The sequence below is a fragment of the uncultured Pseudomonas sp. genome (assembly GCF_943846705.1).
Lineage (GTDB): Bacteria > Pseudomonadota > Gammaproteobacteria > Pseudomonadales > Pseudomonadaceae > Aquipseudomonas.
On record NZ_OX044366.1, the window covers coordinates 189,066 to 208,249 of the forward strand.

The following is a 19,184-nucleotide window of genomic DNA, read 5'->3' on the forward strand; positions in this document are numbered from 1 at the left end:
AACAAGGGCCGCAATCGCGGCCCTTGTTGTTTAACTTAACGGTTACTTCTCTAAGGCGATTTTCGGCGCCCAACCTAACCACTCTTCCTTGACCTCATCATGCAAGGCAAAGGTCCGCCCGGGCAGCGCCGGCCCACCCATCTGCGGGTTATCCGGTGTGGCAAAGGCAATTCCACCCTCGATCAGCGCCTCCAGCGACTCGGTACGCACTTTCACACCGCTAAACAAGCCAGCATCCACACCGATGCCACTGGCATTCCAGAAACGGCTGCCGCTGCGTACCAGCGGCGCATAACGCGGCTCAATCAGGATATAAATCAACACTCGGTCCGAGGTCTGCCCCAACTCAAAATGAGTAACCTTGCCCACTGGCACTTCACGGTAGCTGACCAACACGCCGGGCTTGATCGAGCCACGTCGCGCCGCACTCAGCACCAAGCGCAGGCCCTGCTCGCGGGCATTCTGCGTAGGCGCCGATTCAGCGGCAATAAAGCTCAGCTGTTTGGCGCCTGATTTGACGGCCGGCCGTACTTCTATGTATTGACCCGTAACCAAGGTTTCCAAGTTGGCCGCGCGGGTCAAACTGACCTCCGGCTTGACCACCCAGAACTGTGTTCCTGCACGGGCAATCTGCTGCGTTGCCTGGGTCACGCGGGCGTGCAGCATCACCGCCTGCAAATCCTCGGTCAGCTCAACGCGCTCGACCTTACCCACATCCAGCCCCTTATAACGAATCGGCGTACCCGGATTAAGGCCATCACCACGCGCAACCCGGATGGTCAGCGCCACACCTTTCTCCAAAGCACTTTCCTGGCTGCTATACAGATTGAAGCGCTGCACCCGTCGCCCATTCTTGGCAGCCTTAGGGTCAGGCGTTTCAAACGCAATGCCACCCGCCAGTAGGGTTTGTAACGACTCACTCTTGATCTCGACACCTGACAACCCACCCTTCAAGGTGATGCCACTGGCGTTCCAGAAGCGCGTACTGCTGTTAATCAAGTGCGCATACTCGGGTTCGACGTGCACACCAAACGCCACTTGTTGGTTGTCGCGTGACAGCTGGTAACTCTGCACCGAACCGACCTTCAGTTGCTTGAAGAGTACTGGGCTGCCTACATCCAGGGAGCCGCGAACGTCGCTAAACAGCACCAAGTGTATGCCGGGTGCCGCCAGATCAAGCGGCGGCGCTTTAGGCCGGGCAATAAACTCGCGCAGCTGGGGATTGCCCTTCTCACCAGGGCGAATGGCGATGTAATTGCCTTTTACCAGCGCCTCCAACCCGGTGATACCGGCCAGGGAGATGGACGGTTTGACCATCCAGAAGTCCGTACCTTCGACTAGATAATCCTCGGTGCGCGGATCCAGCAACAGCTCAACACGGGCCCCGCTTAGATCTTCATCGACCTTGAAGGTCTTCAGTAGACCGACCTGAATGCCCTTGTACATCACCGGCGTGCGACCGGCCTCCAGCCCTTCGAATTCGTGTAGCTTGAGCGACACGCGAATACCTGCCTGGGCAGTTTCGAAGTCTTCATACAAGCGGAATGGCAGGGCTGGATCAGTAGGCGGACTGTCTTTGCGATGCTCGGGCGTGGCGAAGGCAATACCGCCAGCGACAATACTTGCCAGCGACTCAGTGCGTACCTTCACTCCAGAGAGCCCTGCATCAATGGATACGCCACTGGCATTCCAGAAACGCGTATGTTTGCGCACCAGAGAGGCAAACTCTGGCTGAATGAACACTTTCACCTCGATCAAGTTTTGCTCGTCAATCAAGGCATAGCTTTTTACTCGACCAACCTGGATTTGCTTATAGAACACCGGGCTGTCTCGATTCAACGAACCCAGGCGATCTGCCTTAAGGGTTAGATGCAAACCAGGCACGCTGTCGGCTAATGGCGGCGGCTCGATCAGAGCCGTGAAGCTCCGTGTAGGCTCACCATCGCCCGGGCTTGTGGTGATGTAATTGCCAGACACCAAGGTTTCCAGACCCGTGATACCCGCCAGCGAAACGCTTGGTTTAACCAACCAGAAGCGTGTATTGCTGCGCAGGTGCTCCTCGACCCGCTTATCCATTTCGAGGGTGGCACGCACACCACGGCGCTCGCCACTCTCATCCAACTCCAAGGCCGTAACTTTACCGATTGGCATGCCTTTAAAGATCACCTCAGTCTTACCAGGTTGAATACCGTCACCACTGGCAAACATCACCTGGATCTCGATACCCGCTTCATTGTAGGCACGCCAACCTAACCAGCCGCCAATCAGCAGCGCGATTAACGGCAGCACCCAAATAGCCGACCAGTTTGAAGCAGGGCGCGCCTTAGCCAACGGCAAATCATTCATCATCGTCATCCGATTCCGTGTTGTCCCAGATCAAGCGTGGGTCAAAGGTTAAGGCGGCCAACATCGTCAGCACCACCACACTGGCAAAAGCCATAGCGCCATAGCCGGGCACAATACTCGCCAGACTGCCAAAGTTAACGACCGCCACCAAAATCGCGATGACGAAAATATCCAGCATCGACCAGCGCCCAATCCATTCAATAAAACGGTACATAAACACCCGCTGGCGCGCCGACATCGGCTGATGCCGCTGCACCGAATACAGCAGCAAGGCAATACCAACCAGCTTGAAGGTTGGCACCAGAATACTGGCGATAAACACTACGGCAGCAATAGGCAGCATGCCGTAATTCACTAGTTCGATAACCCCCGACATGATCGTGTCGGACTGGCCCTTGCCGAGTGAGTTGACCGTCATGATCGGCAACAGATTAGCGGGGATATACAGCACGGCTGCTGTCAGTAGTAGCGCCCAAGTACGCGCTAGGCTATTGGGCCGACGCGCATGCAGTTTGGCACCACAGCGTGTACAGAACTGCTTGCCGTTCGCAGCCTGGATTGGGTTGAGCTGGTGGCAGTCATGGCAAATCATCAGCCCTGCATCAATCGCCCGCATGCGCATCCTCTCCTGACAGGGCATCCCAGATCTGATGGGGTGACATGGTCACCTCCAGCCAAACCTGGACCAACAACAATGCAATAAAGCACATTAAGCCCAGACCAATACTCAACTCGGCTAGATCAACCAATTTCACAATCGCCACAAGAATGCCCATCAAATAGACCTCGAGCATCCCCCACTCACGCATATGGTGATAAATCCGATAGAGCAATAGGCCATAACTGCGACCCATATCCAGCTGGATGCTCAGCAGCACCGCAAACTGAATAAGCAGCTTGAGTAACGGCACTGCCATGCTGCACATGAACACCACTACAGCAACACTTTGCATACCGCTGTTATAGAGACCGAGCACGCCACTCCAGACCGTGTCGTTAGTCGTTTGCCCGAGCAAATTGAGATGCATGATCGGCAAAAAATTAGCCGGTACATAAAGCAATAAAGCCGCTATCACCAACGCCATACTGCGTCGCATAACCTGCGGCCGATGGGTATATAACTCATAACCACAACGTGGGCATTCAACCCTTTCGCCATTTGACGTCGCGGGCTTGCGCAACAGCAAGTCGCATTCGTGGCAAGCAATCAGCTGCCTCAACTCAAGCTCGGAGAGTGATTCAGAGAGCGCCGGATCGGCCATGGAAATAACTCTGATTAGGGGTGGGGTAAAGGCATCATAGTCACACACTGAGTGCTGCCTATCCAAGGCTGCACGTTGCCGTAGATTTATCGCGCGAAAAAGTAAAACCCCCGACCGTTTTCACGATCGGGGGTTTTGGTATAGGTGCTTGACGATGACCTACTCTCACATGGGGAGACCCCACACTACCATCGGCGATGCATCGTTTCACTACTGAGTTCGGGATGGGATCAGGTGGTTCCAATGCTCTATGGTCGTCAAGCGATTCAGCTGAGATGTCGTGCTGCTTGCGCGGCTCGCTACCTCGAATTGGGTATGTGATTTGGTTTGTAGTTGTGCAAATTTTCGGCTGTTGCAGTCTTCATAGAGACACACAAACATCAAATTGTTTGGGTGTTATATGGTCAAGCCTCACGGGCAATTAGTATTGGTTAGCTCAACGCCTCACAGCGCTTACACACCCAACCTATCAACGTCGTAGTCTTCGACGGCCCTTTAGGGAACTCAAGGTTCCAGTGAGATCTCATCTCAAGGCAAGTTTCCCGCTTAGATGCTTTCAGCGGTTATCTTTTCCGAACATAGCTACCCGGCAATGCCACTGGCGTGACAACCGGAACACCAGAGGTTCGTCCACTCCGGTCCTCTCGTACTAGGAGCAGCCCCTTTCAAATCTCAAACGTCCACGGCAGATAGGGACCGAACTGTCTCACGACGTTCTAAACCCAGCTCGCGTACCACTTTAAATGGCGAACAGCCATACCCTTGGGACCGGCTTCAGCCCCAGGATGTGATGAGCCGACATCGAGGTGCCAAACACCGCCGTCGATATGAACTCTTGGGCGGTATCAGCCTGTTATCCCCGGAGTACCTTTTATCCGTTGAGCGATGGCCCTTCCATACAGAACCACCGGATCACTAAGACCTACTTTCGTACCTGCTCGACGTGTCTGTCTCGCAGTCAAGCGCGCTTTTGCCTTTATACTCTACGACCGATTTCCGACCGGTCTGAGCGCACCTTCGTACTCCTCCGTTACTCTTTAGGAGGAGACCGCCCCAGTCAAACTACCCACCATACACTGTCCTCGATCCGGATAACGGACCAGAGTTAGAACCTCAAGGTTGCCAGGGTGGTATTTCAAGGTTGGCTCCACGCGAACTGGCGTCCACGCTTCAAAGCCTCCCACCTATCCTACACAAGCAAACTCAAAGTCCAGTGCAAAGCTATAGTAAAGGTTCACGGGGTCTTTCCGTCTAGCCGCGGATACACTGCATCTTCACAGCGATTTCAATTTCACTGAGTCTCGGGTGGAGACAGCGCCGCCATCGTTACGCCATTCGTGCAGGTCGGAACTTACCCGACAAGGAATTTCGCTACCTTAGGACCGTTATAGTTACGGCCGCCGTTTACCGGGGCTTCGATCAAGAGCTTCGCGTTAGCTAACCCCATCAATTAACCTTCCGGCACCGGGCAGGCGTCACACCCTATACGTCCACTTTCGTGTTTGCAGAGTGCTGTGTTTTTAATAAACAGTCGCAGCGGCCTGGTATCTTCGACCGGCATGGGCTTACGCAGTAAATGCTTCACCCTCACCGGCGCACCTTCTCCCGAAGTTACGGTGCCATTTTGCCTAGTTCCTTCACCCGAGTTCTCTCAAGCGCCTTGGTATTCTCTACCTAACCACCTGTGTCGGTTTGGGGTACGGTTCCTAATTACCTGAAGCTTAGAAGCTTTTCCTGGAAGCATGGCATCAACCACTTCGTCATCTAAAAGATAACTCGTCATCAGTTCTCGGCCTTGATCTCCCGGATTTACCTAAGAAATCAGCCTACCACCTTAAACACGGACAACCAACGCCGTGCTGGCCTAGCCTTCTCCGTCCCTCCATCGCAGTAATTAGAAGTACGGGAATATTAACCCGTTTCCCATCGATTACGCATTTCTGCCTCACCTTAGGGGCCGACTCACCCTGCGTCGATTAACGTTGCGCAGGAAACCTTGGTCTTTCGGCGTGGGAGTTTTTCACTCCCATTGTCGTTACTCATGTCAGCATTCGCACTTCTGATACCTCCAGCAAGCTTCTCAACTCACCTTCACAGGCTTACAGAACGCTCCTCTACCGCTCATCCTAAGATGAACCCGTAGCTTCGGTGTATGGTTTGAGCCCCGTTACATCTTCCGCGCAGGCCGACTCGACTAGTGAGCTATTACGCTTTCTTTAAAAGATGGCTGCTTCTAAGCCAACTTCCTAGCTGTCTAAGCCTTCCCACATCGTTTCCCACTTAACCATAACTTTGGGACCTTAGCTGACGGTCTGGGTTGTTTCCCTTTTCACGACGGACGTTAGCACCCGCCGTGTGTCTCCCGTGCTGACACTTGCTGGTATTCGGAGTTTGCATCGGTTTGGTAAGTCGGGATGACCCCCTAGCCGAAACAGTGCTCTACCCCCAGCAGTGATACACGAGGCGCTACCTAAATAGCTTTCGAGGAGAACCAGCTATCTCCGAGCTTGATTAGCCTTTCACTCCGATCCACAGGTCATCCGCTAACTTTTCAACGGTAGTCGGTTCGGTCCTCCAGTTAGTGTTACCCAACCTTCAACCTGCCCATGGATAGATCGCCCGGTTTCGGGTCTATACCCAGCGACTGTCGCCCTATTAAGACTCGCTTTCGCTACGCCTCCCCTATTCGGTTAAGCTCGCCACTGAATATAAGTCGCTGACCCATTATACAAAAGGTACGCAGTCACCCAACAAAGTGGGCTCCCACTGCTTGTACGCATACGGTTTCAGGATCTATTTCACTCCCCTCTCCGGGGTTCTTTTCGCCTTTCCCTCACGGTACTAGTTCACTATCGGTCAGTCAGTAGTATTTAGCCTTGGAGGATGGTCCCCCCATATTCAGACAAAGTTTCTCGTGCTCCGTCCTACTCGATTTCATTGATAAGAGAATTTCGTGTACGGGGCTATCACCCACTACGGCGGCACTTTCCAGAGCCTTCCACTATTCTCAAATCAACTTAAGGGCTAGTCCCCGTTCGCTCGCCACTACTAAGGGAATCTCGGTTGATTTCTATTCCTCAGGGTACTTAGATGTTTCAGTTCCCCTGGTTCGCCTCACACACCTATGTATTCAGTGTGTGATAACCAGCTTATGCTGGCTGGGTTCCCCCATTCAGAGATCTCCGGATCAAAGTCTGTTTGCCGACTCCCCGGAGCTTATCGCAGGCTACAACGTCTTTCATCGCCTCTGACTGCCAAGGCATCCACCGTATGCGCTTCTTCACTTGACCATATAACCCCAAGCAATCTGGTTACTGTCTCTAACGTGAAGACGACATTCGCCGAAAATTTGCAATTGAGAACTACAAATTTTACCTTGACCAAATTAATTACCAGTGAAAGTAATCAATCAGTCACTTCTATCACATACCCAAATTTTTAAAGAACGATTTTCTTACTGGTCAAAGACCAGAAATCAACATTCATCTGCTTGTAGCAGGAACGTTCATTTCTGAACTCTTACGGTGCTGTATATGGTGGAGCCAAGCGGGATCGAACCGCTGACCTCCTGCGTGCAAGGCAGGCGCTCTCCCAGCTGAGCTATGGCCCCATATTCGTACAAGGCCAAACCCCACAACAATTGGTGGGTCTGGGCAGATTCGAACTGCCGACCTCACCCTTATCAGGGGTGCGCTCTAACCAACTGAGCTACAGACCCAATCGTCTTTTTCAATGAATCAAGCAATTCGTGTGGGAACTTATGAAGAAGCTGAAGTCTTCGATTAAGGAGGTGATCCAGCCGCAGGTTCCCCTACGGCTACCTTGTTACGACTTCACCCCAGTCATGAATCACACCGTGGTAACCGTCCTCCCGAAGGTTAGACTAGCTACTTCTGGTGCAACCCACTCCCATGGTGTGACGGGCGGTGTGTACAAGGCCCGGGAACGTATTCACCGTGACATTCTGATTCACGATTACTAGCGATTCCGACTTCACGCAGTCGAGTTGCAGACTGCGATCCGGACTACGATCGGTTTTATGGGATTAGCTCCACCTCGCGGCTTGGCAACCCTTTGTACCGACCATTGTAGCACGTGTGTAGCCCTGGCCGTAAGGGCCATGATGACTTGACGTCATCCCCACCTTCCTCCGGTTTGTCACCGGCAGTCTCCTTAGAGTTCCCACCATTACGTGCTGGTAACTAAGGACAAGGGTTGCGCTCGTTACGGGACTTAACCCAACATCTCACGACACGAGCTGACGACAGCCATGCAGCACCTGTGTCTGAGTTCCCGAAGGCACCAATCTATCTCTAGAAAGTTCTCAGCATGTCAAGGCCAGGTAAGGTTCTTCGCGTTGCTTCGAATTAAACCACATGCTCCACCGCTTGTGCGGGCCCCCGTCAATTCATTTGAGTTTTAACCTTGCGGCCGTACTCCCCAGGCGGTCAACTTAATGCGTTAGCTGCGCCACTAAGAGTTCAAGACTCCCAACGGCTAGTTGACATCGTTTACGGCGTGGACTACCAGGGTATCTAATCCTGTTTGCTCCCCACGCTTTCGCACCTCAGTGTCAGTACCAGTCCAGGTAGTCGCCTTCGCCACTGGTGTTCCTTCCTATATCTACGCATTTCACCGCTACACAGGAAATTCCACTACCCTCTACCGTACTCTAGCTCAGCAGTTTTGGATGCAGTTCCCAGGTTGAGCCCGGGGATTTCACATCCAACTTACTGAACCACCTACGCGCGCTTTACGCCCAGTAATTCCGATTAACGCTTGCACCCTTCGTATTACCGCGGCTGCTGGCACGAAGTTAGCCGGTGCTTATTCTGTCGGTAACGTCAAAGTAGCAACGTATTAAGTTACTACCCTTCCTCCCAACTTAAAGTGCTTTACAATCCGAAGACCTTCTTCACACACGCGGCATGGCTGGATCAGGCTTTCGCCCATTGTCCAATATTCCCCACTGCTGCCTCCCGTAGGAGTCTGGACCGTGTCTCAGTTCCAGTGTGACTGATCATCCTCTCAGACCAGTTACGGATCGTAGCCTTGGTGAGCCATTACCTCACCAACTAGCTAATCCGACCTAGGCTCATCTAATGGCGCGAGGCCCGAAGGTCCCCCGCTTTCTCCCGTAGGACGTATGCGGTATTAGCGTCCGTTTCCGAACGTTATCCCCCACCACTAGGCAGATTCCTAGGCATTACTCACCCGTCCGCCGCTCTCAAGAGAAGCAAGCTTCTCTCTACCGCTCGACTTGCATGTGTTAGGCCTGCCGCCAGCGTTCAATCTGAGCCATGATCAAACTCTTCAGTTCAATACTGCTTGGGTTTTGAGAAAACCCTAAACTTAGCTCAGCAATCGTTGGTTACATCTTTGATTTCTCGCGGAGTAACTTGTGATGCTGATAATCTTGCGACTAGCAGTCTTACCTCACAAGCACCCACACGAATTGCTTGATTCAGTTGTTAAAGAGCGGGTGGTTAAGTCTTTCGTCTCAACCGAGGCGCGAATTCTACAGCAACCTCTTCTTTCGTCAAGTGATTTCGAAAATTTCTTTTCAAACTCAACCACTTGCGCTTTCGATCCACTTCTAGCTTCTCGTCAGCGGGAGACGAATTCTACAGCGTTTCAAACCGCTGTCAACCACCTCTTTTACCGCTTCCGATCTACTCGACCGAACAACCAACAGAGCAAAACCACCACCCTGTCAGCCCGACGCATTCTACGCAGCTTTCGCTGCTTTACAACCCCCCTTTTAAATCTAACCCCTTGTTTTGCAAGAAGTTTAAGGGGCGCATGCACCTGAACAGCTGCGCAGTATAGAGATTACCTATAGAAGATCAATCCTTTATTAAGTTTTCACCTTCACACTCCAATTTACGAACTAGCCACCCAGTAACGTGCGCAGCCCGCAGATACGACAAAGCCGCTGAAGCTGACGCTTCAACGGCTTTGTCGACCTGCTTGCTCCGCTACTATTCGCTTTTAACGCGACGCAAACGCAGGAGGTACTGGATAGGGCCTGAGACCGCGTAAGCCAGGAAGATAATCAGCAGAATCCGTGGCGGATCACTGAACACCACGGCAAACAGCAGCACCACCACTAGGATCGCCACAAAAGGGACGCGCCCCCTCAAGTCCAAGCCCTTAAAGCTGTTGTACTTGATGTTACTGACCATCAGCATACCTGCGGCCGCAACCAAGATGGCAACAACAAAAGCCATATTCGAACCTTTGATGCCGAAATCGCTAAACGCCCACACAGTACCCGCCACCACACCTGCAGCAGCAGGGCTGGCCAGACCGATAAAGACACTTTTATCGACGCTGCCAATCTGCGTATTAAAACGCGCCAAGCGCAAAGCAGCACCCGCCACATAGATAAAGGCAACCATCCAGCCGACCTTGCCCATGCTACCCAATGCCCATTCAAACGCGAGCAGTGCCGGAGCCACACCAAAGGCAACCATATCGGATAGCGAATCATACTCAGCACCAAAAGCGCTTTGTGTATTGGTCAGGCGGGCAACACGCCCATCGAGCCCATCAAGCACCATGGCTACAAAAACAGCCGCGGCTGCTACATAGAAGTTACCGTTCATGGCATTGATGATGGCGTAGAAGCCCGCAAACAAATTAGCCGTAGTGAACAGGTTGGGCAGGAGGTAAATACCGCGATGACGAACCTTGCGCCCCTCAGCGTCATGCCCCTCTTCTATATGCTCATCGATTGGCAGCAGGCTTTCTGCTTCGCCGGAGGATTGGGGCTCATCTGGACGCTCATTCATGAACAACACCTTGCAACGGATTTGGAAATTTCGACAAGCGCTGGCGATGAGAATTCACCACCGCGCCGGCGCAACAACAGGCTTTATACCAGAAGCCTTGCCGCACCACGAAAAAACGCGGCCATGGCCGCGTTTTTTCTCACATCAACAGCGCTTAGTTCTTAGCTTTGTCGACGATTTTGTTGGCACCGATCCAAGGCATCATGGAGCGCAGTTGCTCGCCGATGATTTCGATACCGTGCGCAGCGTTGTTACGACGCTTGGCGGTCATCGAAGGATAATTGGTGGCACCTTCGTTGATGAACATCTTCGCGTACTCACCATCCTGAATACGCTTCAGCGCGTTGCGCATGGCCTGACGGGATTCGGCGTTGATCACTTCTGGGCCGGTCACGTACTCGCCGTATTCGGCATTGTTAGAGATCGAGTAGTTCATGTTGGCGATACCGCCTTCGTACATGAGATCAACGATCAGCTTCAACTCGTGCAGGCACTCGAAGTAGGCCATTTCAGGCGCATAACCGGCTTCAACCAGGGTTTCAAAGCCCGCTTTAACCAGCTCAACGGTACCACCGCACAGTACGGCTTGCTCGCCGAACAGATCGGTTTCGGTTTCGTCTTTGAAGGTGGTTTCAATGATACCGGTACGGCCACCGCCAACACCCGAGGCGTAGGACAGCGCAACGTTTTTGGCGTTGCCCGAAGCATCTTGGTAGATAGCGATCAAGTCAGGGATACCGCCACCCTTGACGAACTCGGTACGCACGGTGTGGCCAGGAGCCTTCGGCGCGATCATGATCACGTCGAGATCGCTGCGCGGCACAACTTGGTTGTAGTGGATCGCGAAGCCGTGGGAGAAGGCCAAGGTGGCGCCTTGCTTGATGTTCGGCTCGATTTCGTTTTTGTACAGCTGGGACTGGAACTCATCCGGAGTCAGGATCATGACCAGATCAGCACCGGCAACAGCAGTGGCCACGTCAGCGACTTTCAAACCGTGTGCTTCTGCCTTGGCAACGGTGGCCGAGCCTTTACGCAGACCAACTGTCACGTCAACACCGGAGTCTTTCAGGTTGCACGCTTGAGCATGACCCTGAGAGCCGTAGCCGATGATGGCAACTTTCTTACCCTGGATGATCGAGAGGTCACAGTCTTTGTCGTAATAAACTTTCATGTTCTTGGCTCTTTTAATCGAAAGGAGTGGGTGCAAGCACCGCGACGGAGACACCTTAAGTGATCAGCACCATTGCGTAAAATGATATATTCGCAATACAGCATGCCGATATTTGAAACGACCATGGATAGCCACTCGCTCAAACTCTTCCTCGCCCTAGCCGACAACCTGCACTTTGGCAAAACCAGTCGCGAACAGCACGTCAGCCCTTCTGCACTCAGCCGCAGCATCAAACAGCTTGAGGACGAACTCGGTGCACCACTGTTTCTACGCGACAACCGTTCTGTCAGCTTGACCCGTGAAGGCATCCAATTTCGCGAATACGCGAAAGAGGTCATCAGTGGCTGGCAAGCCATGCGCCAGACCTTCAAACAGGATCAACTGATCCTGCATGGAGAGCTGTCACTGTATTGCTCGGTAACGGCCAGCTACAGCTTCCTTTATGACATCCTCAGCAGCTTCCGCCAGGACTACCCGCGAATTGAGATGAAGCTGCATACCGGCGACGCAGCGCAAGCCGTGGAGCGTGTGCAGGAAGGACTGGAGGATCTTGCTATTGGCGCCCGTCCCGACACTCTGCCGAACGGCATAGCATTTCAGCCGATTGCCCGCTCAGCACTGTGCTTTATCGGCCCGCTGTCCCCCCAACTCTTAACGGATGAGCAGGTGAAACACCCCAGCGCAGTTAACTGGCGGGATGTGCCGATGATTCTCTCGGAACAGGGCCTCGCCCGAACCCGCACTGATCGCTGGCTGAAAAGCCACAACATCAAACCGAAAATCTATGCCCAAGTGAGCGGCAACGAAGCCATTGTCAGCATGGTCAGCCTAGGGTTTGGCATTGGCGTGGTTCCGCAAATCGTACTGGACAACAGCCCGTTGACCGCGCGCATTCGCACCTATGAAATCCAGCCACCGCTAACCGCCTACGACATTGGTTTGTTTGCCCTAGAGAAGCGCCTCAAAGAACCACTGATCAATGCCTTCTGGAATCGCCAGATTTAGCACTCAGAAACGAAAAAGCCCTGCATAAGCAGGGCTTTTTTGTACAGCAGGATCAGATACTCAGTACTTTGTCGCCACGGGCAATGCCGGTGACACCACTGCGCACAGTTTCCAGGATCGACGCAGTGCCGACTGCCTGAATAAAGCTATCCAGCTTGTCGCTCGTGCCGGCCAGCTGAATGGTGTAAACGCTGCTGGTCACATCGACGATCTGCCCACGGAAGATATCGGTGGTGCGCTTGACCTCGGCACGCTGGGCGCCGGTGGCTTTGACCTTGACCAACATCAGCTCACGCTCAACATGAGCGCTCTCCGATAGATCAACCAACTTGACCACCTCAACCAGCTTATTGAGGTTCTTGGTGATCTGCTCGATCACTTCATCATGGCCAGCAGTGGTCAACGTCAGGCGCGACAGTGTCGGGTCCTCGGTCGGTGCCACAGTCAGGCTTTCGATGTTGTAGTTACGCTGTGAGAACAAACCCACCACGCGGGACAGTGCGCCTGGCTCGTTTTCCAGCAGCAGGGAAATAATGTGTCGCATGATTAGGTACGCTCCGTCTTGCTCAGCCACATATCGCGCATGGCACCGTCTTTGATCTGCATCGGGTAGACGTGCTCACTGGTATCAACCTGGATATCGAGGAACACCAGGCGATCTTTCATCGCAAAGGCTTCTTCCATCATCGGTTTCAGGTCTTTCAGATCAGTGATGCGCATGCCGACATGGCCATAGGCCTCGGCCAGCTTGACGAAGTCCGGCAACGATTCCATGTAGGAATGCGAGTGACGGCTACCGTAGTTCATGTCCTGCCATTGGCGCACCATACCCAGCGCACCGTTGTTCAGGTTGACGATCTTCACCGGCAAATCGTACTGCAGGCAGGTCGACAACTCCTGAATATTCATCTGGATGCTGCCCTCACCCGTTACACAGGCAACGTGATCATCCGGGAAGCTCAGTTTGACCCCCATCGCAGCAGGGAAGCCAAAGCCCATGGTGCCCAGGCCACCGGAATTGATCCAACGGTTAGGCTTGTTGAAGCGGTAATACTGGGCCGCGAACATCTGGTGCTGACCCACATCGGAGGTCACGAATGCGTCGCCACCAGTGACTTCGGACAGTGTCTCGATCACGGTCTGCGGCTTGATGATACTGCCGTCACCCTTGTCGTAAGGGAACATGATGCGCCCGCCGCGCCACTCTTCGATCTGCTTCCACCAGCTCGACAACGCATCCTGATTTAGCTGCTCGCCAATTTCCTTGAGGATCGCGACCATTTCGGTCATGACGCTATCAACCGGACCAACGATCGGGATGTCCGCCTTGATGGTCTTGGAAATGGATGCCGGGTCGATGTCGACATGGATAATCTTGGCATTCGGGCAGAACTTGCTCGCGCCATTGATCACCCGGTCATCGAAGCGCGCACCAACTGCAACAATCACATCGGCGTGATGCATGGCCAGGTTGGCGGTGTAGCTGCCGTGCATACCGAGCATGCCGAGAAACTGGCGATCAGTACCTGGATAGCCGCCCAGGCCCATCAAGGTGTTAGTGACCGGCAGATTGAGCATTTGTGCGAGCTCAGTCAGCGGCGCTGCAGCCCCCCCCATGATCACACCGCCACCGGAATAAATGATGGGGCGCTTGGCGGCCAGCAACAACTCTGCGGCCTTGCGGATCTGTCCAGAATGACCACGCAACGCTGGGCTATAAGAGCGCAGCTTGACCTTCTTCGGGTAGACGTACTCGAACTTCTCAGCCGGGTTGGTCATATCCTTTGGAATATCGACAACCACCGGGCCGGGACGACCGGACTCAGCCAGATAGAAGGCCTTTTTCAGGACCTCTGGGATTTCCGATGCGTGCTTGATCATAAAGCTGTGCTTCACGATCGGCCGGGAGATACCGATCATGTCGGTTTCCTGGAAGGCATCAGTGCCGACCATATTGCTAGGCACCTGGCCAGACAGCACCACCATCGGAATGGAATCCATATAGGCAGTCGCAATACCGGTAATGGCATTGGTTGCGCCAGGGCCGGACGTTACCAGCACCACACCGGCTTTACCGGTGGCGCGGGCATAACCGTCAGCCATATGGGTTGCAGCTTGTTCGTGACGAACCAGGATGTGATTCACTTCCTGCTCTTTGAACAAGGCATCGTAGATATGCAGCAGAGCACCGCCTGGGTACCCATAAATGTTCTTAACGCCTTCGTCACGCAAAAAGCGGACGACCATTTCAGCGCCGGATAAAAGCTCCACGTTGTTCACCTCTAAAACGCCAGAAAACCGCCCAACAAGGAGGACGGCCTAAGATAGGTTTACTGCCAGCAGAGCATGAGCGACGGTGGTCGCCGACTACGTCAGCTACTACTGAGCAAGTATTGGGAAAGCCCCTTGGTATTGCGGGGTTCTCCCACCCAGCGCGAGGTAACGCGTTGCGGGTGTAACAGGTCGGCACGGGTGAGCGCCTCATGTCTGCTGAGCTAAAGCCTGCTTGCGGCGGACTCCACTACAGCCAAGCTTGGAATTGTTGGGATTCAGCGCGGCCAAGTCAAGCAATCCGTGATTGAATCTGCAATCTTCTGCTGTGACGCAGCGCAGGATGACGATTCGGACATTTTGGTTATAGTAGTCAGCAGGCACCGCAGCTCAACTTTAAGGAAAACCCATGCGCCGCATGATTATCACCAGCAGCTTGCTGCTCGCCATGAGCGCCACTGCCATGGCCAGCCAGGTTTACAAGTGGGTCGACGCCCAAGGCGTAACCCACTTCAGCGCACAGCCACCGTTGGGCCAAGAGGCCACCAGCATCAACACAGCGTCTCCGCAGCCAAAGCCCGTAGCCATTGAAGAGAAGAAAGCGGCACCCACCTTCAAGGACATCGCCGACCCTGAACAGGCGGCGATTGATAAGAAGGTCAAACAGGAGATTGCCGCCAAAGAAGTCAAGCGCAAGCAGTACTGCGATGAGGTGCGCACCAACTTGGCGCAACTGCAGAACAACCCACGCGTACGCATGGAGATCGAAGGGGAAGTGCGTCGCCTAAGCGAAGATGAGCGCCAAAGCCGTATCAGCGAAGCGCAGAAATCGATTAGGCAAAACTGCAAGTAAGCCGGTTGGCGCGACTCAGGTCACGCCAACAATCAGTTGATCGAACTCGCCCAGCAGTTTGATCAACGCTCTGGCCTTCTCAAGCTGCCCGTCATACACCTGCTCAGCCATCGCCTGAATACCAGAGACACTGGGCAGCTCCGCTCCGGCCTCCAGCATCTGCTTCATCCGCGGTAGAAATATCCACTGCAGCCACTGCTCGAACGCCAAGGTATCGACACAAAACGGCAGCTGACTGGACAGCGCCTGGGCATCAGGCGCTTGCGCCGCCCACCACCCTTGCAGTCGCAGCTCACGTTCAATCAGCAACAATTGCTCTGCCACAGCAGGCGTGCGCGTATCCATCAGAGACTGACTCGCGCTTGCTCACGGGCCTGGGCGGCACCCGCTGCATCACCTTGACGCTCACGGGCCTGGGCGATGAGGTTCCACAGACTGGCCTGCAAGGCAGGGCGACCGCTGGCATAACTCAGGCCACGACGGGCGAACTGTTCGGCCTGCGCCGCATCCCCTTGTGCCATACGAACCTCTGCCAAGCGATAAAGCACTTGCGGCTCACGCGGCGCAATGCGCTGGGCGCGCTCAAGGCTGGAGGCGGCACCATTCAAGTCACCGCCGCCCTGCTGCTGCTGAGCCGTGGTCAACAAGGCCAGCACCGGGCCATCCAACTGCTCATCCATGGCCAGACCGCCACTTGGAATACCGCTGGGTGACGGTGCGCCATAGCCACCTTGCGCTGTAACCGGTGGCGTTGCACTCCATGGCTGGGTGTTAGTGCCGGTGTCCAACGGGGCATTACCTGCCGGGAACGACTGAATCGTCATGGAGCTACCGCCGCCACCTGGCACCATCACGACAACCCCGGAGTCTTCCGGCAGAGCCTGAGGCTGTGCGCTCTGGTTGCCGTAACCGCTAGGCGTGCCTGATTGCGCGCTGCGGATCGAAGAACCACCATCGACAACAGGAATCGAGCCTCGCGGCACACTGCTACAACCGCTCAGCACCAGCGAAGCTGTTAAAGCTGGAATCAACCACTTATTCACGTCACACCCTCTCACTTAATCCAACCAGCCACGCACCCAATCCATCACCTCGTTGACCGGTGCCCGAATACCACAGGCCGGTCCAGCGACGGGTTGGCTGCCGCGAATATAGGGTATCTGTACTGCATTCGGACAACTTGGGTCGGTACCCTGACCCGTATTGGCATCGACCCAGGCGTGCACCACATTATCCGGTACCGGCATATCCAACGGTAGCGGGTCAGCCTTGCGCATAAAGTCCGTCCACACCTGCAGCGCACCCGTTGCACCGGTCAGCGGAGTCGGGCCGTTGTCATCACGGCCCAGCCAGACCACCGCCAGGACATCCTGACTAAAGCCGGCAAACCAGCTGTCGCGCGAGTCATTACTGGTGCCAGTCTTGCCCGCTAATGCCAGGGAGCGCGGTAGCTGGTTGTATACCGAGCGACCAGTACCCTCAGTCATTGTGCGCTGCATGGCGTTCTGCAGCAGGTAAATCGCACCGCTGTCAAAACGCTGTTGAATTTGGAACGGGTAACGCTTGAGCGGTTCCCCCTCGGCCGTCAAAACGTTACGAATACCGCGTAATGGCGTATTGAAGCCACCGTTGGCCAGGGTCTGGTACATGTTCGCCACGCTCAGCGGGCTCAGCCCACCGGCCCCCAGCAACATCGACGGATACGCGGGCCACTTCTGCTCGACGCCCAAGCGGTCCATGGTTTTCAGAACATCCGGCACGCCGATTTCCAGGCCAAGCTTGGCGGTCGACAGGTTGTAGGAGTTAACCAGCCCCTGATACAGATAAATCGTGCCATGAGCTTTACGGTCGTAGTTCTGCGGTTTCCAGACCTGGCCATCCTGGCCCTTGATGGAGAATGGCTGATCCTCAAGCAGGCTGGTCAAGGTGTACTGGCTCGGACGCTCCAGGGCCGTTAGGTAGATGGCTGGCTTGATCAGCGACCCAATCGGCCGCACCGCATCCAGCGCCCGATTGAACCCGGCAAAGCGCGGCTGACGGCTACCGATAATGGCCTGCACCTCACCGTTTTCCGGGCTGGTGACCACCATCCCGGCTTCGACCTGATCAACACCCTTACGCCCAGATAGGCGCTTCAAGGTGTCGGCCAAAGCACTTTCCGCCTTGAGCTGCATGATCGGGTCGAAGCTGGTGAAGATGCGCAGGCCCTCTTCGGTCAGATCCTGTTCCTGGTAATCCTCACGCAGCTGGCGCTTGACCAGATCGAGGAAGGCCGGGAAAGAACTGTCCGCCAGAGTACCGCGCTGGGTTATACCCAATGGTTTCTGTTTAGCCGCCGCTACTTCTTCGACGCTAACCACGCCCTGCTCCGCCAGCACATCGAGCACCAGGTTACGACGCTCCAGCGCACGCTCAGGGTTACGCCGCGGGTTGTAGTAAGTCGGCCCCTTAACCATCCCCACGAGCAGTGCCACTTGCTCAAGCTTCAGCTCGGACAGAGGCTGACTGAAGAAATACTGACTGGCCAGGCCAAAGCCATGCACTGCACGCTGACCGTCCTGACCGAGGAACACTTCATTGAGGTAAGCCTCAAGAATGTCCTTTTTCTCGTAATGCAGTTCCAGCAGCACCGCCATCATGGCTTCGGTGGCCTTACGCGACAGACTGCGCTCGTTGGTCAGGTAAAAATTCTTCACCAACTGCTGGGTCAGGGTACTGCCACCCTGACGTAACTGGCCGGCGGTGGCGTTAATCCACACGGCGCGGGCAATGCCCTTGGGCGATACGCCGAAGTGATTAAAGAACTCGCGATCTTCGATCGCCACCAGGGTTTCCACCAGATAAGGCGGCACCTGATCCAACTTGATCAAAACCCGATCTTCTTGGTGAGCCGGATACAAACCACCGATCAACAGTGGCTCAAGCCGCGCCACCGCCAGATTACTGCCCCCGGCCTGAGTCAGACCGGCGACATAGTCACCGGAGAAGCGCACGCGCACACGTTGCGACGGCTCAGTGCTTTCATAGAACTGGAAACCACGCGAATGCAGCTCGATAGCATTGCCCGCCACGGAAACGCCGCCGGGGCCAGCCACCGCACTCTCACGGCGATAACCCAAGGCATCCAGCTCCTTGAGGAAGTCGCTCTTGGCCAGTTTCTGCCCGACGAACAGCTCCAGCGGCCGCGCATAGACTTTGGCGGGAACAGTCCAGCGCTTGCCGGAGAACTTCTCCTGCACCACTGCATCGAGATAAACCGCAAACACGGCGAGCACCACCAAACCAACCAGGCCGAGCTTGAAAGCCCAACCCAACCAAGGGCGCATGCCGCCAGGGCGACGTTTAGAACGGGGACGGGAAGATCGGGTACGAGTCATGGCGCGGCATTATACGCACTTTACCCGCTTGCCAGCAGGCCATAGCAGCGGTTTGCAGACGAGCGTTGAACGGCCATAATGGCGGCCTCTTATTAGTAAAATGCC

General features: G+C 54.7%; 12 protein-coding genes, 2 tRNA genes and 3 rRNA genes. 2 read left to right on the top strand and 15 right to left on the bottom strand.

What is annotated here, in order from left to right:
* Nucleotides 1–42: 42 nt before the first annotated feature.
* From Q0V31_RS00935 to ilvC, 10 genes are all read right to left on the bottom strand, one after another.
* Nucleotides 43–2,346 carry an MlaD family protein gene (locus tag Q0V31_RS00935; protein ID WP_298183190.1) on the bottom strand — a complete coding sequence of 768 codons (2,304 nt, stop codon included), beginning with the start codon at nt 2,344–2,346 and terminating at the stop codon, nt 43–45.
* Nucleotides 2,339–2,962 (bottom strand): paraquat-inducible protein A, encoded by a 624-nt coding sequence (locus Q0V31_RS00940; RefSeq protein WP_298183195.1) that lies wholly within the window; start codon nt 2,960–2,962, stop codon nt 2,339–2,341. Before Q0V31_RS00940 ends, Q0V31_RS00935 begins: the two co-directional genes overlap by 8 nt.
* Nucleotides 2,949–3,608 (bottom strand): paraquat-inducible protein A, encoded by a 660-nt coding sequence (locus Q0V31_RS00945; RefSeq protein WP_298183198.1) that lies wholly within the window; start codon nt 3,606–3,608, stop codon nt 2,949–2,951. The genes Q0V31_RS00940 and Q0V31_RS00945 overlap by 14 nt, the downstream gene beginning before the upstream one ends.
* A 146-nt stretch (nt 3,609–3,754) precedes the next feature.
* Nucleotides 3,755–3,870, bottom strand: a 5S ribosomal RNA gene (gene rrf / locus Q0V31_RS00950).
* A gap of 138 nt (nt 3,871–4,008) precedes the next feature.
* A 23S ribosomal RNA gene (locus Q0V31_RS00955) occupies nt 4,009–6,898 on the bottom strand.
* A gap of 244 nt (nt 6,899–7,142) precedes the next feature.
* Nucleotides 7,143–7,218: transfer RNA gene (locus Q0V31_RS00960), tRNA-Ala, on the bottom strand.
* Between the two features lie 31 nt (nt 7,219–7,249).
* Nucleotides 7,250–7,326 (bottom strand) — tRNA-Ile (locus Q0V31_RS00965).
* A 65-nt stretch (nt 7,327–7,391) separates the two neighbouring features.
* Nucleotides 7,392–8,928 (bottom strand): 16S ribosomal RNA (locus Q0V31_RS00970).
* Together the 16S, 23S and 5S rRNA genes with 2 tRNA genes alongside form the textbook arrangement of a ribosomal RNA operon.
* A gap of 661 nt (nt 8,929–9,589) precedes the next feature.
* The gene (pssA, locus tag Q0V31_RS00975) at nt 9,590–10,402 is read right to left on the bottom strand and encodes a CDP-diacylglycerol--serine O-phosphatidyltransferase (protein WP_298183202.1); all 813 of its coding nucleotides are present in this window, start codon (nt 10,400–10,402) and stop codon (nt 9,590–9,592) included.
* A gap of 154 nt (nt 10,403–10,556) precedes the next feature.
* Entirely contained in the window at nt 10,557–11,573 is a 1,017-nt protein-coding gene (gene ilvC, locus Q0V31_RS00980; protein ID WP_298183204.1) for a ketol-acid reductoisomerase, read from the bottom strand.
* Nucleotides 11,574–11,696: 123 nt separating this feature from the next.
* Here ilvC and ilvY point away from each other — a divergent pair, with 123 nt between their 5' ends.
* Complete coding sequence (gene ilvY / locus Q0V31_RS00985; protein ID WP_366915228.1) at nt 11,697–12,578, top strand: HTH-type transcriptional activator IlvY; 882 nt, start codon at nt 11,697–11,699, stop codon at nt 12,576–12,578.
* 52 nt (nt 12,579–12,630) lie between these two features.
* On the opposite strand, the gene ilvN is transcribed toward ilvY, so the two are convergent.
* Nucleotides 12,631–13,122, bottom strand: coding sequence for an acetolactate synthase small subunit (gene ilvN, locus Q0V31_RS00990; protein WP_298183209.1), 492 nt, complete (start codon nt 13,120–13,122; stop codon nt 12,631–12,633).
* Between the two features lie 2 nt (nt 13,123–13,124).
* Entirely contained in the window at nt 13,125–14,849 is a 1,725-nt protein-coding gene (locus tag Q0V31_RS00995; protein ID WP_298183212.1) for an acetolactate synthase 3 large subunit, read from the bottom strand.
* Nucleotides 14,850–15,258: 409 nt separating this feature from the next.
* On the opposite strand from Q0V31_RS00995, the gene Q0V31_RS01000 reads away from it, so the two are divergent.
* On the top strand, nt 15,259–15,702 hold the full coding sequence (locus tag Q0V31_RS01000; RefSeq protein WP_298183215.1) for a DUF4124 domain-containing protein: 444 nt from the start codon (nt 15,259–15,261) through the stop codon (nt 15,700–15,702).
* Between the two features lie 15 nt (nt 15,703–15,717).
* On the opposite strand, the gene Q0V31_RS01005 is transcribed toward Q0V31_RS01000, so the two are convergent.
* From Q0V31_RS01005 to mrcB, 3 genes are read right to left on the bottom strand one after another with little or no spacing between them, the layout of a single operon-like run.
* Nucleotides 15,718–16,047, bottom strand: a complete 330-nt coding sequence (locus Q0V31_RS01005) for a YqcC family protein (RefSeq protein ID WP_298183218.1) — start codon at nt 16,045–16,047, stop codon at nt 15,718–15,720.
* Nucleotides 16,047–16,745, bottom strand: coding sequence for a tetratricopeptide repeat protein (locus Q0V31_RS01010; protein WP_298183221.1), 699 nt, complete (start codon nt 16,743–16,745; stop codon nt 16,047–16,049). Before Q0V31_RS01010 ends, Q0V31_RS01005 begins: the two co-directional genes overlap by 1 nt.
* Nucleotides 16,746–16,760: 15 nt before the next feature.
* The gene (mrcB, locus tag Q0V31_RS01015; protein ID WP_298183224.1) at nt 16,761–19,079 is read right to left on the bottom strand and encodes a penicillin-binding protein 1B; all 2,319 of its coding nucleotides are present in this window, start codon (nt 19,077–19,079) and stop codon (nt 16,761–16,763) included.
* Between the last annotated feature and the right edge of the window lie 105 nt (nt 19,080–19,184).